19 protein-coding genes, 1 tRNA gene and 1 pseudogene are annotated in these 25,114 nt (G+C 70.5%); 13 read left to right on the top strand and 8 right to left on the bottom strand.

Annotation, left to right across the window (positions count from 1 at the left end):
- Nucleotides 1–204: 204 nt before the first annotated feature.
- Nucleotides 205–1,218 carry an NAD(P)H-dependent glycerol-3-phosphate dehydrogenase gene (locus BY998_RS06310; RefSeq protein WP_110350775.1) on the top strand — a complete coding sequence of 338 codons (1,014 nt, stop codon included), beginning with the start codon at nucleotides 205–207 and terminating at the stop codon, nucleotides 1,216–1,218.
- A gap of 69 nt (nucleotides 1,219–1,287) precedes the next feature.
- Nucleotides 1,288–1,710 (top strand): EVE domain-containing protein, encoded by a 423-nt coding sequence (locus BY998_RS06305; protein WP_110350774.1) that lies wholly within the window; start codon nucleotides 1,288–1,290, stop codon nucleotides 1,708–1,710.
- Here the strand turns inward: BY998_RS06305 and BY998_RS06300 are convergent.
- Nucleotides 1,695–2,909: an acyltransferase gene (locus BY998_RS06300; protein WP_110350773.1), complete on the bottom strand. Its 1,215-nt coding sequence runs from the start codon at nucleotides 2,907–2,909 to the stop codon at nucleotides 1,695–1,697. The genes BY998_RS06305 and BY998_RS06300 overlap by 16 nt on opposite strands.
- On the opposite strand from BY998_RS06300, the gene BY998_RS23910 reads away from it, so the two are divergent.
- On the top strand, nucleotides 2,908–3,111 hold the full coding sequence (locus BY998_RS23910; RefSeq protein WP_146221750.1) for a hypothetical protein: 204 nt from the start codon (nucleotides 2,908–2,910) through the stop codon (nucleotides 3,109–3,111). The genes BY998_RS06300 and BY998_RS23910 overlap by 2 nt on opposite strands.
- Before the next feature lie 73 nt (nucleotides 3,112–3,184).
- Nucleotides 3,185–3,800: pseudogene (locus BY998_RS06295) on the top strand (ParB-like protein).
- Here BY998_RS06295 and BY998_RS06290 read toward each other — a convergent pair.
- The 4 genes from BY998_RS06290 to BY998_RS06275 all read right to left on the bottom strand — a co-directional run bounded on the left by BY998_RS06290 (nucleotide 3,764) and on the right by BY998_RS06275 (nucleotide 7,513).
- Nucleotides 3,764–4,276, bottom strand: a complete 513-nt coding sequence (locus tag BY998_RS06290) for a disulfide bond formation protein B (RefSeq protein WP_110350772.1) — start codon at nucleotides 4,274–4,276, stop codon at nucleotides 3,764–3,766. The pseudogene BY998_RS06295 and the gene BY998_RS06290 overlap by 37 nt on opposite strands.
- Entirely contained in the window at nucleotides 4,273–4,854 is a 582-nt protein-coding gene (locus tag BY998_RS06285) for a YqaA family protein (RefSeq protein ID WP_110350771.1), read from the bottom strand. Before BY998_RS06285 ends, BY998_RS06290 begins: the two co-directional genes overlap by 4 nt.
- A gap of 238 nt (nucleotides 4,855–5,092) precedes the next feature.
- Nucleotides 5,093–5,178, bottom strand: a tRNA-Leu gene (locus tag BY998_RS06280).
- A gap of 142 nt (nucleotides 5,179–5,320) precedes the next feature.
- Entirely contained in the window at nucleotides 5,321–7,513 is a 2,193-nt protein-coding gene (locus BY998_RS06275) for a TonB-dependent siderophore receptor (RefSeq protein ID WP_245421495.1), read from the bottom strand.
- Between the two features lie 582 nt (nucleotides 7,514–8,095).
- Between BY998_RS06275 and sbnA the strand changes: the two genes are divergently transcribed.
- From sbnA to BY998_RS06240, 8 genes are all read left to right on the top strand, one after another.
- A complete protein-coding gene (gene sbnA, locus BY998_RS06270) occupies nucleotides 8,096–9,097 on the top strand; it encodes a 2,3-diaminopropionate biosynthesis protein SbnA (RefSeq protein ID WP_110350770.1) in 1,002 nt (333 codons plus the stop codon).
- A gap of 108 nt (nucleotides 9,098–9,205) precedes the next feature.
- Nucleotides 9,206–10,216 (top strand): 2,3-diaminopropionate biosynthesis protein SbnB, encoded by a 1,011-nt coding sequence (gene sbnB, locus BY998_RS06265; RefSeq protein ID WP_110350769.1) that lies wholly within the window; start codon nucleotides 9,206–9,208, stop codon nucleotides 10,214–10,216.
- Nucleotides 10,217–10,227: 11 nt separating this feature from the next.
- Nucleotides 10,228–12,003, top strand: coding sequence for an IucA/IucC family protein (locus BY998_RS06260; protein WP_110350768.1), 1,776 nt, complete (start codon nucleotides 10,228–10,230; stop codon nucleotides 12,001–12,003).
- Complete coding sequence (locus BY998_RS24235) at nucleotides 12,003–13,169, top strand: MFS transporter (protein WP_181425442.1); 1,167 nt, start codon at nucleotides 12,003–12,005, stop codon at nucleotides 13,167–13,169. Before BY998_RS06260 ends, BY998_RS24235 begins: the two co-directional genes overlap by 1 nt.
- Nucleotides 13,166–16,633: an IucA/IucC family protein gene (locus tag BY998_RS06255; protein ID WP_181425441.1), complete on the top strand. Its 3,468-nt coding sequence runs from the start codon at nucleotides 13,166–13,168 to the stop codon at nucleotides 16,631–16,633. Before BY998_RS24235 ends, BY998_RS06255 begins: the two co-directional genes overlap by 4 nt.
- On the top strand, nucleotides 16,630–17,409 hold the full coding sequence (locus tag BY998_RS06250) for an aldolase/citrate lyase family protein (protein ID WP_110350766.1): 780 nt from the start codon (nucleotides 16,630–16,632) through the stop codon (nucleotides 17,407–17,409). The genes BY998_RS06255 and BY998_RS06250 overlap by 4 nt, the downstream gene beginning before the upstream one ends.
- On the top strand, nucleotides 17,409–18,614 hold the full coding sequence (locus BY998_RS06245) for a type III PLP-dependent enzyme (protein ID WP_110350765.1): 1,206 nt from the start codon (nucleotides 17,409–17,411) through the stop codon (nucleotides 18,612–18,614). Before BY998_RS06250 ends, BY998_RS06245 begins: the two co-directional genes overlap by 1 nt.
- Complete coding sequence (locus BY998_RS06240) at nucleotides 18,611–18,997, top strand: ParB N-terminal domain-containing protein (RefSeq protein ID WP_110350764.1); 387 nt, start codon at nucleotides 18,611–18,613, stop codon at nucleotides 18,995–18,997. Before BY998_RS06245 ends, BY998_RS06240 begins: the two co-directional genes overlap by 4 nt.
- A 100-nt stretch (nucleotides 18,998–19,097) precedes the next feature.
- On the opposite strand, the gene BY998_RS06235 is transcribed toward BY998_RS06240, so the two are convergent.
- The 3 genes from BY998_RS06235 to BY998_RS06225 all read right to left on the bottom strand — a co-directional run bounded on the left by BY998_RS06235 (nucleotide 19,098) and on the right by BY998_RS06225 (nucleotide 23,987).
- Nucleotides 19,098–21,113 (bottom strand): hypothetical protein, encoded by a 2,016-nt coding sequence (locus BY998_RS06235; protein ID WP_245421494.1) that lies wholly within the window; start codon nucleotides 21,111–21,113, stop codon nucleotides 19,098–19,100.
- Between the two features lie 265 nt (nucleotides 21,114–21,378).
- Nucleotides 21,379–22,752, bottom strand: a complete 1,374-nt coding sequence (eat, locus tag BY998_RS06230) for an ethanolamine permease (protein ID WP_110350763.1) — start codon at nucleotides 22,750–22,752, stop codon at nucleotides 21,379–21,381.
- Between the two features lie 71 nt (nucleotides 22,753–22,823).
- A complete protein-coding gene (locus BY998_RS06225) occupies nucleotides 22,824–23,987 on the bottom strand; it encodes a ceramide glucosyltransferase (protein WP_110350762.1) in 1,164 nt (387 codons plus the stop codon).
- Nucleotides 23,988–24,108: 121 nt separating this feature from the next.
- Here BY998_RS06225 and BY998_RS06220 point away from each other — a divergent pair, with 121 nt between their 5' ends.
- A complete protein-coding gene (locus tag BY998_RS06220; protein WP_110350761.1) occupies nucleotides 24,109–25,005 on the top strand; it encodes a histone deacetylase in 897 nt (298 codons plus the stop codon).
- Nucleotides 25,006–25,114: the final 109 nt, after the last annotated feature.

Genomic DNA, 25,114 nt, shown 5'->3' with positions numbered 1-25,114 from the left:
CTGACCTTGAAAACACTGCGCCGGTCCTCCGGTGTGCTGTTGATGTGACGTGTCGGAGCCCACCGGGCGGCTCTACTCTCCGCGTTCGAACACCCGCCAGGCATGGTGAGCGAGTGCGGCCCGCCCGCAGACCCTGGTGCGGGCGCCGGCTTGCGCGGGAGGCCGCCTGCGCGCGATGTGCGTCAGGTTTCGACGGAGGCGGTGATGAGCGCAGGAGCGAGCGGGCAGGACGACGCCGTCGCGGTGGTCGGCGGCGGATCCTGGGGCACGGCGCTTGCCAACGCCGCGGCCGGGGCGGGGCGGGGCGTCACGCTCTGGACGCGCGATCCCGCTGCCGCGTCGCGGATGGAGGTGGAGCGGGTCAACGAGCGCTACCTTCCGGGCGTCGGCCTGCATCCACAGGTGCGGGTGACGGCCGAGGCCGGGGCTCTGGGGCAGGCCGGGACCGTCCTGCTGGTGGTGCCGGCCCAGACCCAGCGCAGCGTACTGAGCGCCCTCGCGCCGTCGCTCGCGCCCGGCGCGGCCGTGGTCCTGTGCGCCAAGGGAATCGAGCGGGGCAGCGACAGCTTCATGAGCGCGGTGGCCGCCGAGTGCCTGCCGGCCGGCACGCCGGTGGCGGTGCTGTCGGGACCGAGCTTCGCCGCCGACGTCGCCCGCGGCCTTCCCACGGCCGTTACGCTCGCCGCATTGGACGGAGCGCGCGCTGCGCGGCTGGCGGGGCTGCTGTCGGGGCCGGCCTTTCGACTCTACCACACCGACGACGTGCGCGGCGTCGAGATCGGCGGAGCGGGCAAGAACGTGCTCGCCATCGCCTCGGGCATCGTCTCGGGCCGCGGCCTCGGCGAGAGTGCGCGGGCCGCGCTGATCGCCCGCGCCTTCGCCGAATTGATGCGCTTCGCCCGCGCCTATGGCGGCCGGGCGGAGACGCTGATGGGTCTGTCGGGCCTCGGCGACCTCGTTCTCACCGCCTCTTCCTCGCAGTCGCGCAACTTCGCCTTCGGCGAGCGTCTGGGCGGCGGCGCGACGCCGGAGCAGGCCTCGGGCGGCAAGCTCGCGGAAGGCGCTTTCACTGCAGCCGCCCTGGTCGACCTCGCGAAGGCGCGGGCGGTCGAGATGCCCGTGGCCGAGGCCGTCGCCGCGGTGATCGCCGGCGACCTCACGGTCGATGGCGCGATGGCCCGCCTGCTCTCGCGGCCGCTCAAGGGCGAGGTCGACTGACCCCGCCCTTCAAGCTCGGCCGGATTTTGGATAAGCGGAGGCGTCGCATCGACGGAGCCGCCCCGCACCATGGCCTACTGGCTGTTCAAGTCCGAACCTTCGACCTGGTCCTGGGACCAACAGGTCGCGGCGGGGGAGGGGGGCACCTTCTGGAACGGCGTGCGCAACCACCTCGCCAAGAAGCAGATGCAGGCGATGCAGGTCGGCGAGCGCGGCTTCTTCTACCATTCCAACGAGGGCAAGGCCGTCGTCGGCATCGTCGAGGTCATCCGACCCTATTATCCCGACCACACCGACGAGAGCGGACGCTTCGGCATGGTCGACGTGCGGGCGGTGGCCGCGATGCCGCGCCCGGTCGCCCTCGACGCGATCAAGGTGGAGCCGGCGCTCAAGGACATGGCCCTGGTGACGAATTCGCGCCTCTCGGTGCAGCCGGTCACGCCCGAAGAGTGGGCCCGGGTCTGCGCCATGGGAGGCTACGAGGAGCGCTGACGGACGGGGATCGCCAGGTCGTCGATCGGCCCGCTCGCGAATCCGCGGGTGGCCCGTCCGGGCTCGGTCGGCGCGATCATCCGCTTGAGCCGGGTGCGAAAGATTGGTTCGACCCGGCGTGAGACGAGCAGGGCCGCCGCGATTGCCGTCGCGAACCCGCCCGCGAGGCAGAGTGCCGGCGGCAGGCCGAGGTCGTGCAGCAGCCGCATCGCCAGGGCGCCGATGAAGGTGTGCAGCAGGTAGAGCGGGTAGGTGGCGAGACCGAGATGGCGGACCTTCGCGGCGAGCGCGGGAAGGGCATCGGTCAGCGCGACGTTCGTTCGGATCGAAAGGCAGAACAGGCCCAGGAAGGCGGCGTAGAGCAGCCAGGCCGTCTTGGGATCGCGGTCGAGGCCGAGCGAGGCGCCGGCGAATCCGGCATCGTAGCGAATCTGCAGCAGGCCGCCGACGGTGCAGGCGGCGATGCCGAGAAGGCGCAGGCGCGTAAAGCCCCGGCTCGCTCCGCTCCACAGCAGCACGCCGAGTGCGAAGTGGCAGCCGTGGGTGACCAGGATGAGCTTGGCGATGCGCGTGCTGATGATCCGGCCGAGATCGGGCCAGACCGACATCGCGGCCAGGCACCACATCAACGTGCTCGCGAGGCCGACCGCCAGGACGACCGATTCCAGACGATCGAACCGCCGCAGGGCGAGCAGCGCGAAGACGAGGCCGTAGAAGATGATCTCGATGCCGAGCGTCCAGTAGACCCCGTCGATCCAGCGGGGAGCCGGGAACAGAACCAGGGTCCGGGCATACCAAGCCAAGAGGACGGTGACCGGCTCCGGCATGAAGATCAGGGCGAGCACGAAGGACAGCGTGGCACAGAACCAGATGCCGGGCATCAGACGCAGGACGCGGTTGACGAGGAAGCGCGACGCGCTCGCCTGCGACGCGGAATAGGCGATGACATAGCCCGATATGACGAAGAACATCTGCACGCCGATCCAGCCCTGACTGCTGAGCGGCAGCAGGGCCGGGAAGGGAATCGGCGTCCCGACGAGGGCGGCGGCTTCGCTCGATGGATCGAGCCACTCGGTGCAGGCCAGGTGGAAGACCATGACGAGAGCCGCCGCGCCGAAGCGCAGTAGATCGAGGCCGATCAGCGGGCGTGACGCCTGGGCCTGTGCCGGAGGTGCGGCGTGCAGCGAAACGGGTGACATGAGGGTGACCGGCTGCCGCAGAATCGCAGGACGAGCATTCGGCAAGGAAATGCTTGGCGATGCAGTCGTCCGGGATACCGTCGTCGGTCGCAATCAGATGAGAGTACTGAGTTTGACCGGCGATCCTCCGCCGATCATCGACATTGGTCGGTATCGCCTCACGCCGACGGCAGCCGCGCACCCGGCGCTCGCGCGAACGTGAAGCGGGGCCGCTTGTGCGGAGTAGCGCTCAGGCGCTGCCCTCCCGCACTTCGAACAGCCGGAGACGATCGAAGATGGCAGCGCGCGAACCCCTGCTCACCCCCGTGCCGATCGCGGAGCTGCGCCCGACCCAGGTGACGGTGGGCTACCGGGAAGTCGAGGAGAAGCGGCGCCGCTGGCGGGCACGATGCCGACACGAAGGCCGCCTTCCTCGGCACCCACATGATTCCGGTGCTGCTCGGCCCCAAGAAGCGGCACTACGTGATCGACCACCACCATCTCGCCCGCGCGCTGCAAGAGGAGGGCGTCGAGAGCGTGCTGGTGACCGTGGTGGCTGACCTGCACAAGCTCGACAAGGACGCGTTCTGGACGGTGGCCGACCACAAGTCCTGGGTCCATCCCTACGACGCGAGCGGCGTGCGGGTCGGCTTCGACGCCGTGCCGAAGCGGATCGAGGACCTCGCCGACGATCCCTTCCGCAGCCTCGCGGGCGAGCTGCGCCGGGCGGGAGGATTTGCCAAGGACACCACGCCCTTCAGCGAGTTCCTCTGGGCCGATTTCCTGCGGCGCAACCTCAAGCGCAAGTCGATCGAGCGCGACTTCACGCAGAGCCTGGAGGGCGCCCTGCGCCTCGCGAAGTCGCCCGAGGCCGGTTACCTGCCCGGTTGGTGCGGCCCGATCGAGAACTGACCGAGCGCGGCCGCCGCGGCCAGCAGGCCGAGGACGGCCGCGATCAGCGCATTCCAGCCGGCGAGCGAGATCCCGAGGAAGCGCCACGCGGCGGCCGTGCAATCGACCGGCCGCACGCTGTCCAGGCTCTTCAGGAAGTCGCCGACATCCGCCGGCCCCGCACCCAACCCGCCGCCGCAATCGCTCGGGCCCGGCCAGAAGCCCCATTCGGCTCCCGCATGGTAGGCGCCGAGTCCCGCCCCGTAGAGCAGCACCAGGGCGACGAGCCCGAGCAGGAAGCGGGCGGGCCGGGACGGCAGCAGGGCCGCGACGAGCGCGAGCGGGGCTGCGAGGTAGTAGGGCACCCGCTCGGTCAGGCAGAGCTTGCACGGCACGTAGCCGAGGCCGTGCTCGAACACGAGCGCGCCGCCCACCGTCAGCGCCGCGCCGAGCGCCACCGCGAGCGCCACCGTCCGAACGGTGAGCGTGCGGCTCACAGCATCACCTTAAAGGCGACGAAGCCGAGGATCACCACCGCCGCGAACAGGCCCGCCACGACGTTGAGGTGCCGGTCGAGCACCGCGCGGATGCTGACGCCGTAGCGACCTAGCAATCCGGCGAGCAGGAAGAAGCGCGCCCCGCGGGTCACGACCGAGAGGACGGTGAACCAGAACAGGGAGTAATGGGCAAAGCCCGAAGTGATGGTGACGAGCTTGTAGGGGATCGGGGTGAGGCCCTTGAGCAGGATCACCCAGTGCCCGTAGGTGGCGTAGGAGGCCTGGAAGGTTCCGGCCTTGTCGGCAAGCCCGTAGAGATTGAACAGCCACTGCCCGACCGAGTCGAACAGCAGCGCGCCGATGGCGTAGCCGAGCAGGCCGCCCGCGACGGAAGCCACGGTGGCGATGGTGGCGTAGAGCCAGACCCGATCGGGCCGGCTCACGGCCATCGGCACCAGCATCGCGTCCGGCGGAACCGGGAAGAACGAACTCTCGGCGAACGCCACCGCCCCGAGCGCCCACGGGGCTGAGGGCTTGGCGGCGAGCGCGAGTATCCACTCGTAGAGCCGGCGGATCATGGAGCCTCGTTGGGGTCGGGAAAGCGCTGCCCTTTCAGCATAGATGCGCCACCGAGGCGAGAGCGTGGCCCCTCCCAACCGAACGCGGGCGCGGCGAACGGTGGTCTGCCTCCGACCCTGTGCTCCCCATGCCAGCCGCCTCGATGGTGAGGCTGCGTTCGGCTTCCGCTGGGGCTCCGCGATCAGCGATCTGACTCAATCGTCGGTGCCAGGGACGGCCGGACGAGAGTCGTGATGATGGTGCGCGACCCCGGACTCGAACCGGGACGCTCTCACGAGCACGAGATTTTGAGTCTCGCGTGGCTACCGTTTCACCAGTCGCGCGCCTGGATGGCGGAGTAAGGGAATGGGTTCGCGGACGCAAGCGAATGAGGTGCGGTCCGAGCAATGTGAACGGCCCTGGTGCGGCTGCGAGCGGAAGCAAATTCCGCCGCTCCGGCCACCCATCGAGAAGCGGCCGAAGCGCTCAGAAATCCATCGATGCCGAGAGCAGGAACGTGCGTGGGGTGCCCTGGCTGAGAATGCCGCGACCGGTCGAGGCCCAGTAATTGTTGCCCGTCACGTTGACGACGTTCGCCCGCAGGGTCAGGGGGCGATCCTGGAACGTGCCGGCGTAGCGCAGGCCGAGGTCCAGCGTCGCCCAATCGGGGATCTTCTGGCTGTTGGCGAGGTCGTAGTACTGCGCCGCGGTGTAGATCACGCGCCCGGTGAGGGTCAGGCCCGGGACGAAGCCCGGCGGCAGGTCGTACTCGCCGTAGAGGTTGACCTGCGCCTCCGGCACGCCGACGGCGACCCGTCCGACATTGCGCGGATCCTGGGACTGCACCTGGATGCCGTCGAGCAGGCTGACGCCGCCGAGCAGGCGGATGCCCGGTGCCGGCTCGCCGAAGACGGTCAGCTCGACGCCGCTGTTGCGCTGGCGCCCGTCGACCGAGAACACGAGAGTGCTCGTGTCGAGGAAGCCGAAGGGCTGCTCGATCTCGAAGGCGGCGAAGCCGACGCCGACGCTGCCGAAATCGTACTTGGCGCCGACTTCGGTCTGCCGCGACACCGCGGCCGGGAAGGCGGCGTTGGCGTTGACCGCGTTCACCGGCGGGGCCGGCGAGGTCAGACCCTCGATGTAGTTGGCGTAGAGCGAGAGCCGCTCCCACGGTTTCACCACGAGGCCGACGCCCGGCGAGAAGGCGCCGCTGCTGCTCTCACCGGTGCGGAAGCCCGTGACCGCGTTGTAGGCGTTCACGTCGAGGCTCTGCCAGCGTCCCCCGACGGTGAGCAGCACCCGGTCGTCGAAGAGCGACATCGTATCCGCGATCGCGATGGAGCGGTTGATCCGGCTGGAGGTGCGCGGCGTCGCGTTCGACAGCCCGACCGTCGAGCGCGGCGCGACGGTGACCGGGTCGTAGAGGTTCGAGACGATGGGCGCGCCGACATTCTGGGCCGGAGGCTGGGCGAGATCCTGCCAGAAGCCGACCGCGGCGAGGCCGAAGCTGTGCTTGATCGGACCGGTCTCCACGCTGCCGCGCAGACCCGCCTCGGCCGTCCGATTGACGATGTGGAACGGCAGGTAGCTGATCGGATCGCGGTAGTCGCCGCGCGTGTTGAAGATCGTCAGGACGCCGCCGAAATACTCCTGCCGGAAGTTCGAGCGGCCGTAGGCGCCGTACACGGTCAGGTCCGGGGTGAGATCGTACTCGACCCGGGTCGCGAGCTGCTGGTTCGCGCTGTCGCGGTACTCCCAGGGCTGATGCTGGTTCAGGGTCAGGTTCGGCGCGCGCGGGATGCGGACGCCCGCCGCCACGTTGCGGTTGCGCAGGGGCGCGGTGAAATCGAGCTCCTGATAGCCGAGGTCGAGGCTCGCCCGCAGGCGCTCGCCGCGATAATCCAGGGCGAGGGCGGCCACGCCGAAATGGAGACTCTGGTTGTCGATCGGCGTGCGGCCATTGTTGAACGCGCCGTTGAAGCGGATGCCCCACTCCTTCGCGTCGCCGAAGCGCCGGCTGATGTCGATGGCCTTGTAGATCTGGGCATCGGAGCCGTAGCCGAGCGTGACGCGGTTGAGCGGCTCCTCGGTCGCGCGTTTCGGGATCAGGTTGATGACGCCGCCGATATTGCCGAAAGGCGGAACCCCGGAGAGCAGGGTCGAGGGGCCGCGCAGGACCTCGACGCGCTCGATCGGCTCGATTGCCGGATTGAACGCGTCGGCGACGCCGAACAGGCCGTTGAAGGCGATGTCCTGGGCAAAGACCGGAAAGCCGCGGATGAAGAAGCCGAGAATGCCGGAGAAAGCCGGGACGTTGGTGCGGATCGACGGGTCGTTGTTGACCACGTCCTGCACGTTGCGCGCCTGCTGGTCGCGAATCAGCTTCTCGGTATAGCTGGTCGAACTGAAGGGCTGATCGAAGACGTTGCGGTTGCCGAGTAATCCGAGCCGCGAGCCCGAGCCGACCACGCCGCCCGGATAGGCCGGTGGCGGCGGACCGACGACCGCGTTCCGGTTCGTGGGTACGGGCGTCGGCCGGCCGCCTCTACCGCCGCCGCGCCCCTCGACGCTCAGCTCGTCGAGGCGGACTTCGTCCTGCGCGAGCGCAGCGGGCGCCAAGCAGGGGACCGCCAGCGCGGCGAGACCCAGGCGCGCCCCGACCCGGCGGCAGATCCTCACGCGAGAGTGTCGGCGATGCGCCATGCGAATGCAGCTCCGGAGTGCGTCTGCGGCGATCCGGCGATATTCTGCACAGACCGACCCATCTCGATAGCTCTCATTCGTGATTGTGGTCGCAGACGCAATACAGCCGCGGACGATGCTGCCCGTTGTCCTCATATTTGTTGCTGTAATGATACAGATTAGAACGATACTATTTCCAAAACTTCTAGATTCGTAAGCTCCCACGGTCCGCGGCGTTGTTTTCTCCCGCGACCGACACCCTTGCGGCGATTTTTCAATTCCCATTGACGGTGCCCGGAATCCGGTCCGGCCGGTGGCCCGAACGCGCAACCCACTGAGGCGAAGTCTTGATTTCTCTTCATTTGAATTATTACAGAAATAATACCAAGTTGTCTGGGACGATCCAACCCTTAAATGGATTTATTATAAATAATTGTATCGATAAAAGGCTTGAATCAAGCTTCCATTCGCATATGTAAGGCGAGCGTTATCGCTGCATCCTTCCGAATGAACGAGTGAATACTCTGGCTCGCTCTTGACGATGCTCTCAACGATCCATTGCTCTATGGGGAGTTGCACATGAATCTATCCGCCGAGGCGCATATCGGTGACACGCCGCTCGTCGCTCTCGACAGGATGTTCCCTCCGGACATCGTCCCCGTTTTCGCGAAATTGGAGATGCTCAATATCGGCGGCAGCGTGAAGGACCGCACCGCGCATTACATGGTCTCGCAGGCCATGGCCGCCGGTCGCCTCACGCCGGAGAGCCATCTCGTCGAGAGCTCGTCGGGAAACCTCGCGATCGCGCTCGCGATGATCGCACAGCGCTTTCGCATTCCCTTCACGGCCGTCGTCGATCCGAACCTCGCTCCGACCAACCGCCGCCTCATCGAAGCCTTCGGCGCCACCATCGATCTGGTGCGGGACAAGGACGAGGAAGGCGGCTACCTGCACACCCGGGTGCGACGGGTGGCGGAGTTGTCCCGCACCATCCCCGGTGCCGTCTGGCTCAACCAGTATGCCAACCCCGACAATTGGCGCGCGCATTACAACGGCATCGGCGCCGAGATCGTGCGCGACATGCCCGTCGAACCGACCCACGTCGTGGCCGCCGTCTCGACCTGCGGCACCCTCATGGGACTCGCGCGCCGCCTGCGGGAGCGCTGGCCCCGGATCACGGTCGTCGCCGTCGATCTCGACGGGTCGGTGATCTTCGGTGCGCCGGGCGGGCGGCGGGATATTCCGGGCATCGGCGCGAGCCGCGTGCCGGAGCAGCTCTGCCTCTCCGAAGTCGATGCGGTCATCTACGCGACGGACTGGGAATCCGCGCTCGGCTGCCGCCGGTTGGTGGAGACCCAGGGCATTCTTGCCGGCGGCTCCTCCGGGACCGTCGTCGCGGCGATCACCAAGCTGATCCCGCAGCTCGACCGCGGCGCGCGCATCGTCACGCTGCTTCCCGATCGCGGCGAGCGCTACCTCGACACGGTCTACGATCCGGCCTGGCCGGCCTCGGAGCGGCGCGTGACCAAACCCTTCGGCGCCTCCTACCGACGCCTCCGCTCCCGGCCCGAAGCGGCCTGACACCGCCTGACGCCGGGTTGCCGCGCTCAACCGGCGCCCTCCGCACGGATGACCGTGCCGGAGCGCGCCCGCTGCCCTGTGCCGAACGACCATCCAGGGATTAACGCCATGGCCTCGACCAGCCTGCGCTATCTGTCGCGCTCCGACGTCGCCGCGATCGGAGGCGACCACTCCGACCTCTACATGGCGGCGATCGAGGAGGGCTTCCGATTGCACGCCGCGGGAGACTTCATTCAGCCCTTGAAGCCGTACCTGCGCAGTCCGCGCGCGCCCCACATCGCCGACCGCATCATCGCCATGCCGGCCTGGATCGGCGGCGAACGCCCCGCAGCCGGCCTCAAGTGGATCGGCTCGAAGCACGACAACCCGGCGGCGCGCGGCCTCGAACGCGCCAGCGCCCTGATCGTGCTCAACGATCCGGAAACCAACTATCCGGTCGCGATCATGGAGGCCGGCCTCCTCAGTGCCATGCGCACCGCGGCGGTCACCGGCATTGCCGTCCGCCATCTCGCGAGATCGGGCTTCTCGGAAGCCGCGCTCATCGGCTGCGGTCCGATCGCCGAACGGCAGGCCCAGACTCTGGCCGAGCAGTTCCCGAGCCTGACCCGGCTGCGTCTGTTCGACCTGCGCGAGGCGGCGGCCGAGGATCTGTCTGCGCGCCTGCGCGACGCCTTCCCCCACCTGGAGACCGTCATCGCGGCGAGCGCCGAGGCGGCGGTGCGCGAATGCCCCGTCGTCGTCACCTGCACCGTGACCGACAGGCCTTACCTGTCCTTCCGCTGGCTCAGTCCCGGAACGCTGCTCGCCAACGTCTCGATCATGGATGTCGAGCGCGACGTGTTCCTCAAGGCGGACAAGGTGGTCGTGGACGACTGGGATCAGTGCAACCGCGAGAAGAAGATCATCAACCTCCTCGTCGAAGCCGGTGAGTTTTCGCGCGAGAAGCTGCACGCCGAACTCGGTGAGATCGTGGTCGGACGCAAGCCGGGGCGGGAGAACGGCGACGAGATCATCCTGCTCAACCCGATGGGCATGGCGATCGACGACATCGCCTGCGCCCGCGCCATCCTGCGCCGTGCCGAGGAGGCAGGCGCCGGCACCGTCCTGCCCCTGTTCTGAGGGCCGGCATCATGTCCGGACCGATGGCCGAGGCACCCGCGTCCCCGAACCTCGCGGGGGACCTGCTGGCGGAACTCTTCGACGCGCTCTGGATCGAGGATGTCGCAGGCTTCCGTAGCCGCGGGGTTCTCGGGCCGCCGGCCGAGGATGGAACGCGCGACTATGCGCTGGTTCTGGGGCGCGGGCATCTCCGGGCTCGGGTGCGGGCGGACGGCTGGCGCGACGGGATCCGCTTTGCCGGTTCCGCCCGCTTCGAGACGGCCTGTTCGCGCGAGGACCTCGATGCGTCGGCGCTGCTGGAACGGGCGCTCGACGGCCTGAGCGAACTGTCACCCGCCATCCGCGAGCGCACCCTGGACGAGCTGAGGCGCATCGTCGACGAGCTTCCCCCGAGGGAGGCGCTGATCGATTCCCTCGTGACGCGAGCCCGCGCGGACGATCCGATCCTCTGGGAGCGGCTCGCGGCATGGCGGGACCGGCCCTTCCATCCCTTGTCCCGCTCGCGCCGCGGCCTCGACCGCGCGCAGGCGCTCGCCTACGGCGCGGAGGCGGGCCGCTTCTTCGCCTTGTCCTGGTGTGCGGTCGCGCGCGATCGTCTCGCCCGTTCGCTGCGCGCCGGCCAGGCGGAGCCGGACGCCGCGATCCTCGACCCGCGGCAACGGGCACTGCTGGCGCGGGAGATGGAGACGCGCGGCCTCGCCCGCTCGCACGTCGCTCTCCCCCTCCATCCCTGGCAGGCGGCCCATGTGCTCCCCGAGCGCTTCGCCCCCGACATCGCGGAGGGAGGCGTCGTCCTCCTCGACTTCCGAGGCCCCCTCGTCGCGGCAACCTCGTCGCTGCGCACGGTGGCGTTCCCAGCGCGGCCCGGCCTGCACCTGAAGCTGCCCCTCGACGTGAGCACCCTCGGCGTGCGCCGTCTGCTGCCGCCGCAATCGCTTCACAACGGCCTGCACGGCGGCGATCTCCTCGCCGCCGGTCTGGCGCGCGATCCGTGGATGACCCGGTTCGTCGCCCTCGCGGACGAGACCGCCTTTTGGCATTTCGCCGAACCGGACGGCGATCTCTACGCCGAGCGTCCGGCTCTCCTGGGCTGTGCCCTTCGAGGCCTGCCGGTGAACGGCGGCCCCGTGATTCCGCTCGCGAGCCTGGCGGTGGCGCCGCGCGGCGGCCTGCCACCCGCCGCCCGGGTGGTTGCCGGCGAGGCGCCCGATCTGGCGAGGCTGTTTGCCGGGATCGCCGGCCTCGTCCTCGGAACGGTGCTCCGCAGCGCCTGTCTCGGCTTCGTTCCGGAACTCCACGGCCAGAACGCCCTCGTCGCGTTCGACGGGGCCGGACCCGGCCGCCTGATCCTGCGCGACCACGACACCGTGCGCTGCGCCCCCGAATGGCTGGCGGGCGCCGGGCTTCCCGTCCCCTCCTACCTGATCACCGATCCCCGGCGGAATTCGCTGCTGCTGCCTCGGCCGGACGACCTCCTCGCCTACGCCCAGACGCTTGCGATCGACGTCGCCCTGCGCGCCATCGCCGAAGCCTTCGCGGCGGCGGATGCGGGGTTCACCCTGGACGAGGCCCGCCGGATCCTCGTCGCCACGATCCGCGGCGTGCTCGCCTCGGCCGAGGTCCCGGCCGAGCGCAAGGCTCTGGTCGCCGCCTGTCTGCTGGAGCGCCCGACGGCGCCCTTCAAGCAGGTGCTGACGCCGCTTCTCGACATGGCGACGCTCACCACCTCGATGCCGAGCCGGCTCGGCCATGCGCCCAACCCGCTCTTCCTGAGGCCCGGCCCGTGATGGCGACCGAGCGCCGGCCGATCGGGGGCGGGGGCCTTGCCGTCCTGCTGTTGCTGCAGGTCGCGGTGACGGCAGCGCCCCTGGCCCTGCTCCCCTTCCTCGGCCTGCACGTCGCGCAGATGGGTGCCGCATCGGTCTTCTGGACCGCCGCGATCCTCGCCGCGCCCGCCGTGACCACGCTGGCGATGACGCCGGCCTGGACCGGCCTCGCGCGCCTGCTCTCCCTGTCGGCTCTGATCGGCTGGGCGGGGGGCATGAGTGCGGCGAGCTGCGTACTGATCGCACTCGCATCCGATCCGCGGATGCTGCTCGCCGGTCGCCTCGTCCAGGGACTTGCGGGAGGCGGTGTCGTGTTGGCGCTCGCTTTCCGCGCCGCCAGCCCCAGCGCCGGCCGCGGCTTCGCCCTGATGCAGCAGGCCGTGTCGGCGGGGTGTCTGCTCGGTCCTCTCGCCGGCGGGCTCGCCTTCGAGCAGGGACGGATCGGTGCCCTGATGCTCGGTTGCGGTGGCGTGATCCTGGCCGCGACGCTCGCCACCGTCGCCGCCAGCCGCGACCTCGCGACCGAGCCGGCCGGTGAGCCTCGGTCCGAGCCAAGCCGGTTCCGGGACCTTCCCCTGCTCGGGGCCGGGATGTGCGGGAGTGCCGGGGCCTTCGCCTTCGTCGCCTTCTTTCCCGCCTGGGCGAGCGCGCACGATCCCGCGCTCTACACGCCCGGCCTGATCGGTCTGCTGCACAGCCTGAGCTGGCTCGTCGCCATGCTGGTTCTGCCCCTCTGGGCGCGCGGCATGGACGGCCTCTCACCGATGATCGCCCTCGTCCTGTCGCTCCTCGGATGCGGCCTGGCCTTCGCGGCCGTCCCGCTCGGCGCCGGCCTCGTCGGCATCGTCGCGTTCCGTCTGCTTCAAGGGGCGCTCTTCGCCGGCCAGGCGCCCGCCCTCTTCGCGGCGGTCGAGACGCTCGGTCCGAGCCGGACCGTCGCCGTGGCCCGCGCTCGCGCCAGCCTGACGGTGGGCCAACTCGTCGGTCCCTTCACCGCCGGGGTCGTCCTCGTGCCCCTGGGCCCGTCCGGCCCCCTCTTCGCGGCGGCCGGGCTGTCGCTCGCCGGCGCCGTCACGCTCGCTGCCACGACCCATCGTCCTCGGAGAACCCGGAGCCGCGCCCCATGACGAGTTCGCCAGCCATCCGACCCCTCGAGGAGGGCCTTGCCGCCGTTCATGCCGAGTGGGCCGTCGAGCGCCTGCTCAATACCTGGCTTCGTGAGTACGCTCCGGATCTTCAGCCGATCGAGGGGGAGACCTGCACGATACCGCTCGCCGCGGAGAGCCTGACCGCCCTCTGCCTGCGCCACTCGCCCGGTGGGTTCCATGCGTGGGGACCTTCCGTCCGGCTGCGGAGCGCCGACGGTCGCGTTCTGGATCTGGACGATCCCGCCGAGCTGGCCCGCCGGATGATCGACGCGGCGGCTCCCGAAGCGACGCCGGTGCGCGAGGCGACGAAGCGGCGCCTTCTCGACGGCCTCCATCGCTCGCGCGACCATGCTCGTGCGCGCGTTGCCCGGCCCTTCGATCCGACGCCGATGGAGCTGGAGCGCAGTCTCTGGCACGGCCACCCGTTCCATCCCCTCGCCAAGAGCGTCGACGGCTTCTCGGAGGCCGACACGGACAGCTACGCACCCGAGCGCGCGGCGGCGTTCCGCCTGCGCTGGCTGATCGCGGATCCCGATCTCGCCGCCACACTTTGGCGCGACCCCGACGGCGAGCGGCGCGTGGGGGCCGCCCTGGCCCGCCTGTCGGGACTGCCCGGCGATCGGATCGCGGGCCGCATCCTGATCCCGTGCCATCCCTGGCAGGCGGCCCGGCTCGAGGCCGACCCGGCGCTCGCCGCCCTCGTCGCCGAGGGCCGTCTGACCCTCACGCCGCCCTCCGGCGCTCTCGTGGCGCCGACCTCTTCCGTGCGCACCGTCTTCGCAGAGCAGGAAAACCTGTTCCTCAAGCTGCCGCTCGCCGCCCGCATCACCAATTTCGCCCGCACCAACAGCCGCACGCACCTCGCCCGCAGCATGGCCGCGTCCCGGGCGCTCGCAGCCCTGCGGGATACGGTCTCCGCCTGCGGCCTCGACATCCTGAGCGAGCCCGGTGCCCTTCGGCTCGATCACGGCGACCTCGACGCGGTAACGGGCGTGCTGGTGCGGGAGGGACCCTCCCGATCCGCCTTCGTGGTCGCGGGCCTGCTCGAACCCGCCCCGCACGACGGCCTGCCGATCCTGGCAGCGATAGGCTGTCCGCTCTCGCGCCCCGGGGAAGCCGAGCGATGGCTGCGCGCCTATACCCGGAGCGCCCTCCTGCCGCCGCTGCGCCTGTTCGCGCGGACCGGCATCAGTCTCGAGGCCCACGCGCAGAACAGTCTCCTCGTCCTCGAGGACGGGCTGCCGGTGCGCCTCGTCGTGCGCGATCTCGAAGGGGCCAGCATCGACCCCGAGCGCTTCAAAGGCCTCGTTCCCGGACTCGAACTCGACCCGGCGGTATTCTACGGCGCGCAGGAGGCTTGGGAGCGCCTGCTCTACTACCTCGTCGTCAATCAGGTCGCCCACGTGGTCGCGACCGTGGCTCGGGCGGCACGCATCGGCGAAGCGCCCCTGTGGCGTGCGGTGGCCGAAGCCCTGGCGGGGGCGGTCGAGGATGACGCGACCGCGGAGCTCGTCGCAAAGCTTCTGAGCGCCCCGACCCTTCCGGCCAAGGCCAACCTCGCGAGCTGCCTCGCCGGCCGCGGGGAGCGGCCCACCTACGTCGCGCTCGCCAATCCGCTGCGAGGCGCGGACGACCGGGCCGGGCTGCGAGCCTGGAACGCGGCGGGCCGCCGCGTCGCCTCGCAACTGCTCGGCGCCCTGCTGCACGAGCATCTTCTGCCCGGGGATGTCGTCCGCCTCGACGGCCCCGACGAGCGTCTGGACATCACGCTCACGCCCTCGAACCGGCGGACGACCTACCGCGCCCGGGCAAGGCGCATGGCCGCCTACGGCCGCATCCTGATCGAGCCCGGCAGCCTCGTCGAGGGTGTCGAGCCCGTCACGGACGCCTCAGCCTTCCTGGCCGACCTGCTGCCGGATCTCCCGGGCCGGGCTGAGGACCACGGGCGTTTCGCGGAGGAACTGGCGCGCACGCAGGCGAACCACGCCGCGTCCCTGGCTCACGGGACGGGCGCGGGACTCGGCCGCCTGACCTACGAGGCGCTGGAGGGCGCGCTGCCGGATGGGCACCGCTACCATCCCTGCTTCAAGTCCCGCATCGGCTTCACGCCGACGGACAACCGCGCCTACGGGCCGGAATTCGGAGAGTCGATCCGTCCGATCTGGATCGCGGTCCACCACGCCATCGCCGTCGCCGGCTCCATCGCGGCGGCCGGCCGGCAGGATCGGGACCTGATCGCGCGCAGCCTCGATCCGCGCACGCGCTCGGCCTTCGAGGCCCGCCTCGGCGGCCGGCCGGACGACTTCCTCCTTCTGCCGGTCCATCCCTGGCAGTGGCGCCAAGTGGCCGAAGGCGCCACCGAGGAGCACCGGAACGCGGGGCGCCTCGTCCTGCTCGGCCCGTCGCCGCACGCCTACGGTGCCCAGCAATCGATCCGCACCCTTGCGGATCGCTCGGCGCCGGACGCTCCCTCGCTGAAGCTGGCGCTCTCGATCCGCAACACCTCGACGGCGCGCACGCTGGCCCCTCACACGGTGCTCAACGCGCCGATCATCAGTGCTTGGCTCGCGCGGATCGCGGCGGACGATGCCTATCTGCAGGCGAGCGGCACGGTGCTCCTCGCCGAGCGGATGGGTGTCGCGGTCACGGCCCTGCCGAGCTGGGATCGGAGTGGTGCGATGCGCGGAGCCCTCTCGGCGATCTGGCGCGATCCGGTGACGCCGCACCTGCGCGCCGGAGAGGGCGCCGTGCCGTTCACGGCCCTGACGCACCGCGATGGGCAGAGGCCCTTCGTCGCCGACTGGATCGGGCGCTACGGGGTCGAGCCCTGGCTCGACCGGCTTCTCGCGGTCGCGATGCTGCCGGTGGTGCATCTCCTCCTGGCGAACGGTGTCGCGGTCGAGAGCCACCAGCAGAACATGGTGCTCTTCCACCACGACGGCTGGCCGAGCCGCGTGGCCCTCAAGGACTTCCACGACGGGGTCCGCTTCATTCCAGAACTCCTGCCCGAACCCCTGCCCGAGCACCTGCCCCAGCACTTGGCCCAGCACTTGGCCCAGCACTTGGATCGGCGCCCGGTCCTGTCGCCGACGCCGCCCGACCATGCCCGGGTCAATGCCAATTCCTACGTCGAGGCGCGGGATGTCGAGGACGTGCGCGACTTCATGGTCGATGCCCTTTTCGGCGTGAACCTCGCCGAACTCGGCTACTGCCTCGACCACGGGTTCGACTACCCGGAACGCCGCTTCTGGGAGCGCGTGGTCGCGGCGCTCGCAGGGCATTGCGCGGCGCATCCCGCCGCCCGGGCCGGCGCCCTGCGCTACCGGCTCGCCGCCGACACCCTGGTGGTCGAGGAACTCGCCCGGCGGCGCATCGATCCGGCCAACGCCCCTGGCCGCCGCGTCGCCAACCCGCTGGCGCCGCTCGCGCGGGCTCTCGCATGAGCGCCCGCCTGCGCCTGAAGTCGCTGCTCGATGCCGGGCAGGCGGCCGGCGGCCTGTTCGTCTCGATCCCGGCCCCGGAGATCGTCGAGATCGCCGCCGTCGCACAGTTCGACTACGTGCTGATCGATCTGGAGCACACCCTGATCGATGGGGCCGTGCTGGAGCACATGCTCGCGGCGGCCGACCGGGCCGGCGTGAGCGCCCTCGTCCGGGTGCCGGACGCGGATTCCGAGAGGATCCTGCAAAGCCTCGACGCGGGCGCTGCCGGGATCGTCGTGCCGCGGGTGTCGACGCCCGCGCAGGCGGAGGCGGCGGTGCGCCGCGCCCGCTTCGCGCCCCGCGGGGTGCGCGGCCTCAATGCCGGGCGCCTCGGTCGCTACGGCGCCTGCGACCTGCCCGGCATGCCGGCCCGCCTCGACGGGGAGACCCTGGTGATCGCGATGATCGAGGATCCCGCCGGCCTGGAGGCCGTGGCCGCGATCGCCGGTCTCGATGGGATCGACGGGCTCCTGTTCGGCGCGGCGGACTATTCCCAGGCGATCGGCATGCCCTGGCAGACCTCCGCGCCCGAGGTGACGCAGGCGGGCTCGGCCGTGGCGCGCGCCTGCCGCGAGGCCGGCATCCACGGCTTCGCCATTCCGCGCGCGGACACGGATCTGCCCCGTCTGCTGGCCGAGGGCGTGCGCGGCCTCCTCGCCGCCAACGACCGCGGCCTCCTGCGCCGCGCTCTCAGCGACGCCGACCGCGCCTGGCGCAACGCTGCCGGAGACCTGTGATGACCCTGTTCCGACCCTCGGCCGAGCAGGTCGCGCTCGTTGCTTCCGCGGAGCGGCCGGTCTGTGCCTTCGTCCACGACCTCGACGCGTTGCGGCGTCAGGTCCGCGATCTCACCGCGCCGCTGCCGCCGGGCACGGAGTTCTTCTACGCCGTCAAGGCCAACAACGATCCCCGGCTGCTGCGCGCGCTCGCGCCCTGGGTCAGCGGCTTCGAGGTCGCCTCCTCGGGCGAGGTGCTGCGGGTGCGCGAGGCCGTCGGGCCCTCGGTCCGGATCGTGATGGGCGGGCCGGCGCGGACGGAGGACGATATCCGGGTGATCCTCGCCCACCGGGTCGAGCGCCTGCATGTCGAGAGCCTGCACGCCCTGCGATTGGCGAACGCGGTGGCGGCTCGTGCCGGAGCGATCCTCCCGATCCTGCTGCGCGTCAATCTCGCCGGGCCGGTGCCGGGCGCGACCCTGACGATGGGGGGCGGCGCCACCCAGTTCGGGATCGAGCAGGCCTCGATCCCCGATGCGATCGCGGTGCTCGACGAGTGCGGAGCCCTGCGCTTCGAGGGCTTCCACTTCCACACGGTTTCGAACAACCGGGACGCGGCCGGCCACGCGGCGCTCTGTGCCGCCGAACTGAGGCTGGCGCGAGGATGGGCGCAGGAGCATGGCCTCGATCTGCGCACCGTCAATCTCGGTGGCGGCTGGGGGGTCGATTACGCCGATCCCGACTGGCGCTTCGACGTGGCGGGTTTCGCGCGCGCGCTCGCTCCCGAACTCGGGCAGGGCCCGCGCATCCAGTTCGAGTGCGGGCGGATCGTGGCGGCCTATCACGCGGCCTATCTCTGCGAAGTGCTCGACCTGAAGCTCAGCCATGGTCGCGCCTTCGCGCTCCTGCGCGGCGGCACGCATCACTTCCGGCTGCCGAGTTCCTGGTCGCACGACCACCCCTTCCGGATCATCCCCCGGGACAGGTGGCCCCATCCCTGGCCGCGGCCCGAGTTCACGGATCGGGAGATCACGCTGGCGGGCGAACTCTGCACGCCGAAGGACGTGCTTGCGCGCGAGGTGACGGTGCAGCGGGTGCGGGTGGGCGATCTCGTCTGCTTCCAGATGGCCGGAGCCTATGGCTGGGACATCTCCCACCACGACTTCCTCTGCCACGCCCATCCGGACCGGCTCTTCCTGAGCGAGGGCGAGAGGGTGGCGGCATGAGCCACGCGACGCTACGGCTCGTTCCTCCCTCGGTGCTGCGCCCGACGGAAGAGATCGCTCCCGCCCGGGTCGGCGAGGTGATCGCCCTCATCCTGGATCGGCAGGGCTGGACACAGCCGATCTGCGTGGAGTGCGACACCCTCGCGGTGCTGGACGGGCACCACCGCCTGACCGCCGCGATCCAGCTCGGCCTCGCCCGCGTGCCGGTGCGCCTGTACGATTACGCGGCCGTGCACCTCACCTCGTGGCGTCCCGAGATCACGCCGACACGGGAGGAGGTTCTGCGCCGCGCCCTGAGCGGCCGCCTCTATCCACCCAAGACGACGCGGCACAGTTTCGGACCGCTCGAACCGATGGCCGTCGATCTCGCGCAACTCGTTTGAATCCTGCGGCCGGACGAGGCCGCCCTCGATTGGGCGAACCTCTCCGGCGCCGGCCAGCAGGCCGCCCGCTGCGCCGGATGGGAGGATCGGTGCGCACACCTCACCGGCAGGAGCCGTCCTGGGCAAGGCAGGACAGGATGGTCTCCTGGGGAGCCGGCAACGCGACCGTCTTCGTCTCGATCGTCGAGAGCGCCCAGTCGGTCTTGCTGCCCGCGACGGGTTCCAGCAGCCAGCGGATGGTGGCGGGCTGCGTGCGCCGGGGATCGTCCGGCAGGCGGAGTTCCATGAACTGCTTGGACCACCACAGCATCCCGGAGGCCGGGAAGGTGACCGAAACCTTCTGCCGGGCGGCGCCGCAGACGATCCGGCGAACCGGCGGGCCGGCCTGCACGCTCGCCGACGACCGGATCGTCCCCGCCAACAGGCCGTCGCCGGCGCCGGATGCCTCGAGCGCCTGCTTGCAGCGGGCCTCCCCGCGGCGGGCATCGAAGGTGCGGGTCCCCGCCCGGCACGCCTCGACGACGGGCCGCAGCGTCTCGTCCGACGGCAGCAGGCCGCGTCCGCATTGCAGGATCGGCGCCTCCGGCGCTTCCGCCAGAGGATCGGCCGCGGCGAAGGCCCGTTCGACCTCCTCCCTGGCCGTGCGGGCGGCCTCGGCCCGGGCGGCGGCGACCTTGCCGTTGAACTCGGCCGAGATCGCGGCCGAGGGATAGGCGCCGGCGAGATCGCTCGTGTCCATCTGGAACCAGTTATGGCTGCGCAGACCCTCGAACGTCTTCGGTGCCGCCTCGATCCGTTCGACCTGCGCCTGGAAGGACCGGCGGATCGCTCCGTCGACATAGGCGTCGGCGAGGTTCGTGCAGGTTTTGTAGAGCCGGGCCAGCGCGTCGTTGCCCCATTGCCGGCCCACCCACTGCTCGCAGCGGGACCGCGCCTGCCCGAGGGGAAGGCTCGCGACCGTCTCCCCGGCGAAGGCCGCCCGGATCTCTCCGGCGGCAGCCTCCTCCATCGCGCTGCGGCGCGGCTCCAGCGCGGCGCCGACGAAGCGCTCGTAGGCGACCCGCGTGACGTCGTTCCGGCGAAGCTCCTCGTGGCTCAGGCTCAATCCGTTCGATTCGCGGAAGCTCGCCAGCGACAACGGCAGGGCGAGAAGGCGATCCCGCTGCTCCCGCAGCCAAGCGGCCACCTTCCGGCGTTTCTCGATCTCCGGATAGGCATGGGTCAGAAGCTGCACGACGGTCCGGCCGTTCCTGCAGGATTGCACCCGCCGGATCAGATCCTCGGCGAAGGCACGGTCCCAGTATTCCGTCGGCAGGCCGACGGCGAGTTCGAGGCGATCGGTGTCGACATAGGTGAAGCCCGACAGCCGCTCGCACAGGCCCTCGGCCGGAAGGGTTTCCAGGGGGCTGCCTCCCGCCGCGAGGCGATCGGCGACGATGCGCAGAAAGTCGAGGGCGGCCTCGCGGGCGGCGCCGTCGCCGTCCAGCGAGCCCCGGGGCGTCGCCTCGGCCGCGGTTGCCGCGCGCATCTCCGCCACGACCCGTGCGCGATCGGCCGGTGTCTCGATGGCGCCTTCCGCGAGCCGCTTGCGCTGAGCCTCGTAGAAGCGCTTCCAGAAGGCCGGGGCGGCCTCGCCATAGCGTCGGCGATCGGTCTGCTGGTCCAGCTGGGGCAGCAGGTCGATCGGCGGCAGCCTCTGCTGCTCGGCCGCTGCCTTTCGCGCCGTCTCGACGGTCGGGTCGGCCGTGCCCAGGAGCGACAGGAGGCTGTCCATGCGCGCCTTGGCACTCGCCGTGCGTTCGAGCGTGAACGGCTCGCATTCGCTCTGAGGTCGGCCCTGAGAGGTCAGCCAGCGGCCCCGTAGCTGCTCGCCGTTCGGTGCGATCCGCGCCGCGACCCAGGGCCGGCCGCTGCGGTCGGACAGGATGAGATCCTCTCCCGCCGACGCCGCGGTGAGGTCGAGAACCTGGAACGATGTCCCCTCGGTCTTTCGATAATAGATCCTGAACCGCGCCTCGCTCGGCTGGAATTCCCAGTCGTCGAGCAACCGATCGCCGTTGCAGAAATGCGTGCCGCGATAGAACGTCGCCTCGTCCGCCTGCGCCGGAGCCGCCATGACGCTCGCAAAGAGCAATCCGACGAGGGCCTTTGCACGAAAATGCATTGATAACCTAAGCGATCTAATATGGATTCCGGTCGTCCGGCGCCGGGATATGCCGATCGATCCTTGAGCTAAACTGAATTTGGCGCCGTTGTGCAGATCGCGCCGGACTTGCCGGCATACGCCTCAGCCTCTTTGAAACCTTTCTTTTTCCGGAAACACCGAGGCCCGCCCGACGGTGTAGCGAGCGCTGCGGCGTTGGGATCGTCGCCGGTCGATGTCAGATCGCCGGATCCGGCACCGGAACCGCCGGGACGGTCGATCGACCCACGCGCCGCCCGAGCAGGACGGCGCCCGCCATCACCGCGGCGAAGATCGCGAAGATCAGCGGGTTGTAGACCACGAGCGCCGCGAGGCAGACCGAGGCCATGACGAGGGCGAAGGCCGGCGCGACGGGGTAGAGCGGGGCCCGGTAGGGCCGGGGGAGATCCGGCTCGCTGCGGCGCAGGCGGAACAGGGCGGCCATGCTGGTGACGTACATGGTCAGCGCGCCGAACACTGCCATGGTCACGATGCTGGCGGTGAGCGACTGCCCGGCGACACGCACGAGGCTGTCGCTGTAGATCGCGGCGATGCCGACGCCGCCGCCGGCCAGCGTGGCGAGATGGGGCGTCTGGAAGCGCGGATGCACCCGGGCGAAGACGGAGGGCAGGAAGCCGGCCCGGGCGAGCGCGAAGATCTGGCGGGCATAGCCCATGATGATGCCGTGGAAGGAGGCGACCAGCCCGAACAGGCCCAGCCAGACCAGCATGTGCAGCCAGCCGCTCGACTCGCCCACCACCCGCTTCATCGCCTGGGGCAGGGGATCGTTGAGGTCGGAGAGCGACTTCCAGTCACCGGCGCCGCCGGCGAACAGCATCACGCCGAAGGCGAGCACGGTCAGCGTCAGGACGCTGGTGATGTAGGCCATGGGAATCGCGCGCCTGGGGTCCTTGGCCTCCTCCGCGGCCATGGCGACGCCCTCGATGGCGAGGAAGAACCAGATCGCGAAGGGAATCGCCGCGAAGATGCCGCTGATGGCTGCCGGACCGAAGCTGTCCTGCCCCGCCCAGCCCCCGGCCGCGAAGTTGTCGAGGCTGAAGGCCGGGGCGACGACGCCCATGAAGACCAGAAGCTCGGCCACCGCCAGCACGGTGACGAACAACTCGAAGGTGGCGGCGATGCGCACGCCGACGATGTTGAGGCCCATGAACAGCAGGTAGGCGCCGAGCGCGACGTGCTTCGGGTCGAGCCCCGGATGCTGCACGTTGAGATAGGCACCGATGGCGAGCGCGATCGCGGGCGGCGCGAACACGAATTCGATCAGCGTCGCGTAGCCCGCGATCGCCGCCCCCGTGGGGCCGAAGGCGCGCAGCGCGTAGGCGAAGGGGCCGCCCGCCTGCGGGATCGCGGTGGTGAGTTCGGTGAAGCTGAAGATGAAGGCCACGTACATCGCAGCCACGCACAGCGTCGTGACGAGGAAGCCGAGGGTGCCGGCCTGCGCCCAGCCGTAGCTCCACCCGAAATACTCGCCCGAGATGACGAGCCCGACGGCGATGCCCCAGAGGTGGAAGGCGTTCAGGCTCCTGTCGAGCGCGACCGAAGGCGTCGTCATCGTGCGTCCCCGCTTCCGGCCCCGATCGGAGGCCGTCGGGAGACGCCAAGCAAGAGCGCTGCCGCCCGAGTTCAGGCCGCGCTCGGTCCCGTTCCGAGCGGGGCGGCGGATTCGCGCGTGCGGATATCCATGGTGTTGCCGCGCCAGACGATGGCCGTGCGGGCCCAGGCGCTCGCCCAGATCGCCGGCAGAAGGGCGTCGCGCACGAGGAAGGCCAGCAGCAGCCGCGGCGAGCGGTGCCAGCCTGCGCGGTGGGCCAGCGCCATTTCGGCCCCGTACCAGACAGCCCCGGCCGCGCCGAGCCAGAGGACGGCCTCCGCGGTGCCGACCACGAGACCCGTCAGCACCAGCGGCAGGAGGGCGCCGATGCCGATCTCGGGGGCGAAGAACAGCGGAAAGGTCACCCGCCGCAGGCGGGCCCAGCGCACTTGGCGCGACCAGACCTCGGCGAAGTCGCGGCGCCCGAGCGGCTGGCGGAAGGGGGAGGCGACGAGATGCACCCGCCGGCCCGCCGCGCGCACGAGCTTGGTGGCGGCGGCGTCCTCGGCGATCTCGGCGTTGAGCGCGCGGATGCCGCCCTGCGCTTCCAGGAAGGGCTTGTGCCAGAGCATGCTCTTGCCCTGCGCGAAGCCGAGGCCGAGCGCTTCGCCCGCATATTGCCAGCGCGCCTGGAGGGTGTTGAGGAAGGCGCACTCCACCTCGGCGAAGAAGTTTTCCGGCCGCGCGCCGATCGGCGTCGAGCAGACGAGCCCCGTCTCGGCGCGCCACGCGGCCTGCATCTGCTGGATGTAGTCGGGCGCCATCAGCACGTTCGAATCGGCCAGGATCACCCAGTCGTGGCGGGCGGCGTCCCAGCCGCGCACACAGTTGTTGAGCTTCGGGTTACCGCCGATGCGCTCGTCCCCGAGGATCAGGCGCGAGGGAATGTGCGGGTGCGCCGCCCGGATCCGCTCCAGCATCGGCAGGACGGGATCGCCCGCATCCGCCACGCAGAAGATGAGTTCGTAGGCCGGATAGTCGAGCCGGAAACTCGCCAGCAGCGTCTCCTCGCTGAACGCCTCCAGGCCCCGCAAGGGACGCACCACGGAGACGGGCGCGCCGGCCGGGAAGGCGGAGGGCTTGCCTTTTCGTCCGATGCGCAGGCCCGCCACGGTCAGGCTCGCGAGGTTGACGAGGACGAGCAGGGTGCAGAGCGCGAGGGCGGCGAGCGCGCCGCTCTCCGGCGTGGCGATCATGCGCGGCGTCTCCCGGCGATGGTCTGCGATCGGGCGCGACGGCGCGCCCCATCACGCCCCTAGCAGCGCCGCCTTATCAGGCGTGTGACACCGCGCCTCCTCCAGCCCGCGAAGCCGAACCGTGCCGCCGATCGTGTTCCACCCGGCCTACGAGGCCCCCCTGCCGGAGGGGCACCGCTTCCCGATGGGCAAGTACGGCCGCCTTGCCGAGACCCTGCGCGCCAGGGGGCTCGTCCCCGACGGCTTCGTCCGCCCCGAGCCGGCCGACGCGGCGCTCCTGTCGGGCGCGCACGAGGCAGCTTACGTCGAGGCGGTGCTCGCCGGCCGGGTATCCGCCGCGATCGAGCGGGCGATCGGCCTGCCGGTGACGGAGGCGGTCGCCGCCCGTTCCCGGGCCTCGGCCGGGGGCACGCTCTGCGCCGCCCGCTTGGCGCTCCACCACGGGCTTGCCGGCAGCACGGCGGGGGGAAGTCACCATGCCCGGCGGGCCGGCGGCGCGGGTTTCTGCGTGTTCAACGACGTGGCGGTCGCCGCCCTCGCGCTCCGGCGCTCCGGTGAGATCGCCCGCGCCCTGGTGATCGACCTCGACGTGCACCAGGGCGACGGCACCGCCGATTGCCTCGTCCGCGAGCCCGACCTGTTCACGCTCTCGATCCATTGCGAGCGCAACTATCCCCACGACAAGGTGCCGGGCGATCTCGATATCGGCCTGCCCGACGGGCTGGACGACGCGGCGTATCTCGCCGTCCTCGAAGCACGGCTGCCCGCACTGGTGCGGAATTTTGCGCCCGACCTCATCTTCTACAATGCCGGCGTCGATCCCCACCGCGACGACCGGCTCGGCCGCCTCTGCCTCACCGATGACGGCCTTGCCGCCCGCGACCGCTTCGTCGTCGGTCTCGCGCGGGCGGAAAAAACGCCGCTCTGCGCCGTGATCGGCGGCGGCTACGGCAGCGACGTGGCGGCGCTCGCCGCGCGCCATGCCCTCGTCTTCGAGGCGATGGCGGCGCTCGCCTGAGGAACGCCGCGCGCTGATGCGGGTTTGCCTCGCCTCGGGCCGGATCCGCTCCGGCACGAGGCACGCTTGCTCCCATCGGACCGCGAACGGGAGCGCTCGAACGATCCCG

It is taken from the genome of Methylobacterium sp. B4 (assembly GCF_003201865.1).
GTDB lineage: Bacteria > Pseudomonadota > Alphaproteobacteria > Rhizobiales > Beijerinckiaceae > Methylobacterium.
Note: the sequence above shows the minus strand (reverse complement) of the source record. Positions and strands in the feature narration are given on the sequence as shown.

Coding starts and splice junctions, on each gene's coding strand:
- sbnA (WP_110350770.1), top strand. CDS start 8,096: ATGAATCTATCCGCCGAGGCGCATATCGGTGACACGCCGCTCGTCGCT.
- BY998_RS24235 (WP_181425442.1), top strand. CDS start 12,003: ATGGCGACCGAGCGCCGGCCGATCGGGGGCGGGGGCCTTGCCGTCCTG.
- BY998_RS06235 (WP_245421494.1), bottom strand. CDS start 21,113: ATGGCGGCTCCGGCGCAGGCGGACGAGGCGACGTTCTATCGCGGCACG.
- BY998_RS06240 (WP_110350764.1), top strand. CDS start 18,611: ATGAGCCACGCGACGCTACGGCTCGTTCCTCCCTCGGTGCTGCGCCCG.
- BY998_RS06250 (WP_110350766.1), top strand. CDS start 16,630: ATGAGCGCCCGCCTGCGCCTGAAGTCGCTGCTCGATGCCGGGCAGGCG.
- BY998_RS06255 (WP_181425441.1), top strand. CDS start 13,166: ATGACGAGTTCGCCAGCCATCCGACCCCTCGAGGAGGGCCTTGCCGCC.
- BY998_RS06310 (WP_110350775.1), top strand. CDS start 205: ATGAGCGCAGGAGCGAGCGGGCAGGACGACGCCGTCGCGGTGGTCGGC.
- sbnB (WP_110350769.1), top strand. CDS start 9,206: ATGGCCTCGACCAGCCTGCGCTATCTGTCGCGCTCCGACGTCGCCGCG.
- BY998_RS23910 (WP_146221750.1), top strand. CDS start 2,908: ATGAGGGTGACCGGCTGCCGCAGAATCGCAGGACGAGCATTCGGCAAG.
- BY998_RS06300 (WP_110350773.1), bottom strand. CDS start 2,909: ATGTCACCCGTTTCGCTGCACGCCGCACCTCCGGCACAGGCCCAGGCG.
- BY998_RS06305 (WP_110350774.1), top strand. CDS start 1,288: ATGGCCTACTGGCTGTTCAAGTCCGAACCTTCGACCTGGTCCTGGGAC.
- eat (WP_110350763.1), bottom strand. CDS start 22,752: ATGACGACGCCTTCGGTCGCGCTCGACAGGAGCCTGAACGCCTTCCAC.
- BY998_RS06245 (WP_110350765.1), top strand. CDS start 17,409: ATGACCCTGTTCCGACCCTCGGCCGAGCAGGTCGCGCTCGTTGCTTCC.
- BY998_RS06260 (WP_110350768.1), top strand. CDS start 10,228: ATGTCCGGACCGATGGCCGAGGCACCCGCGTCCCCGAACCTCGCGGGG.
- BY998_RS06285 (WP_110350771.1), bottom strand. CDS start 4,854: ATGATCCGCCGGCTCTACGAGTGGATACTCGCGCTCGCCGCCAAGCCC.
- BY998_RS06225 (WP_110350762.1), bottom strand. CDS start 23,987: ATGATCGCCACGCCGGAGAGCGGCGCGCTCGCCGCCCTCGCGCTCTGC.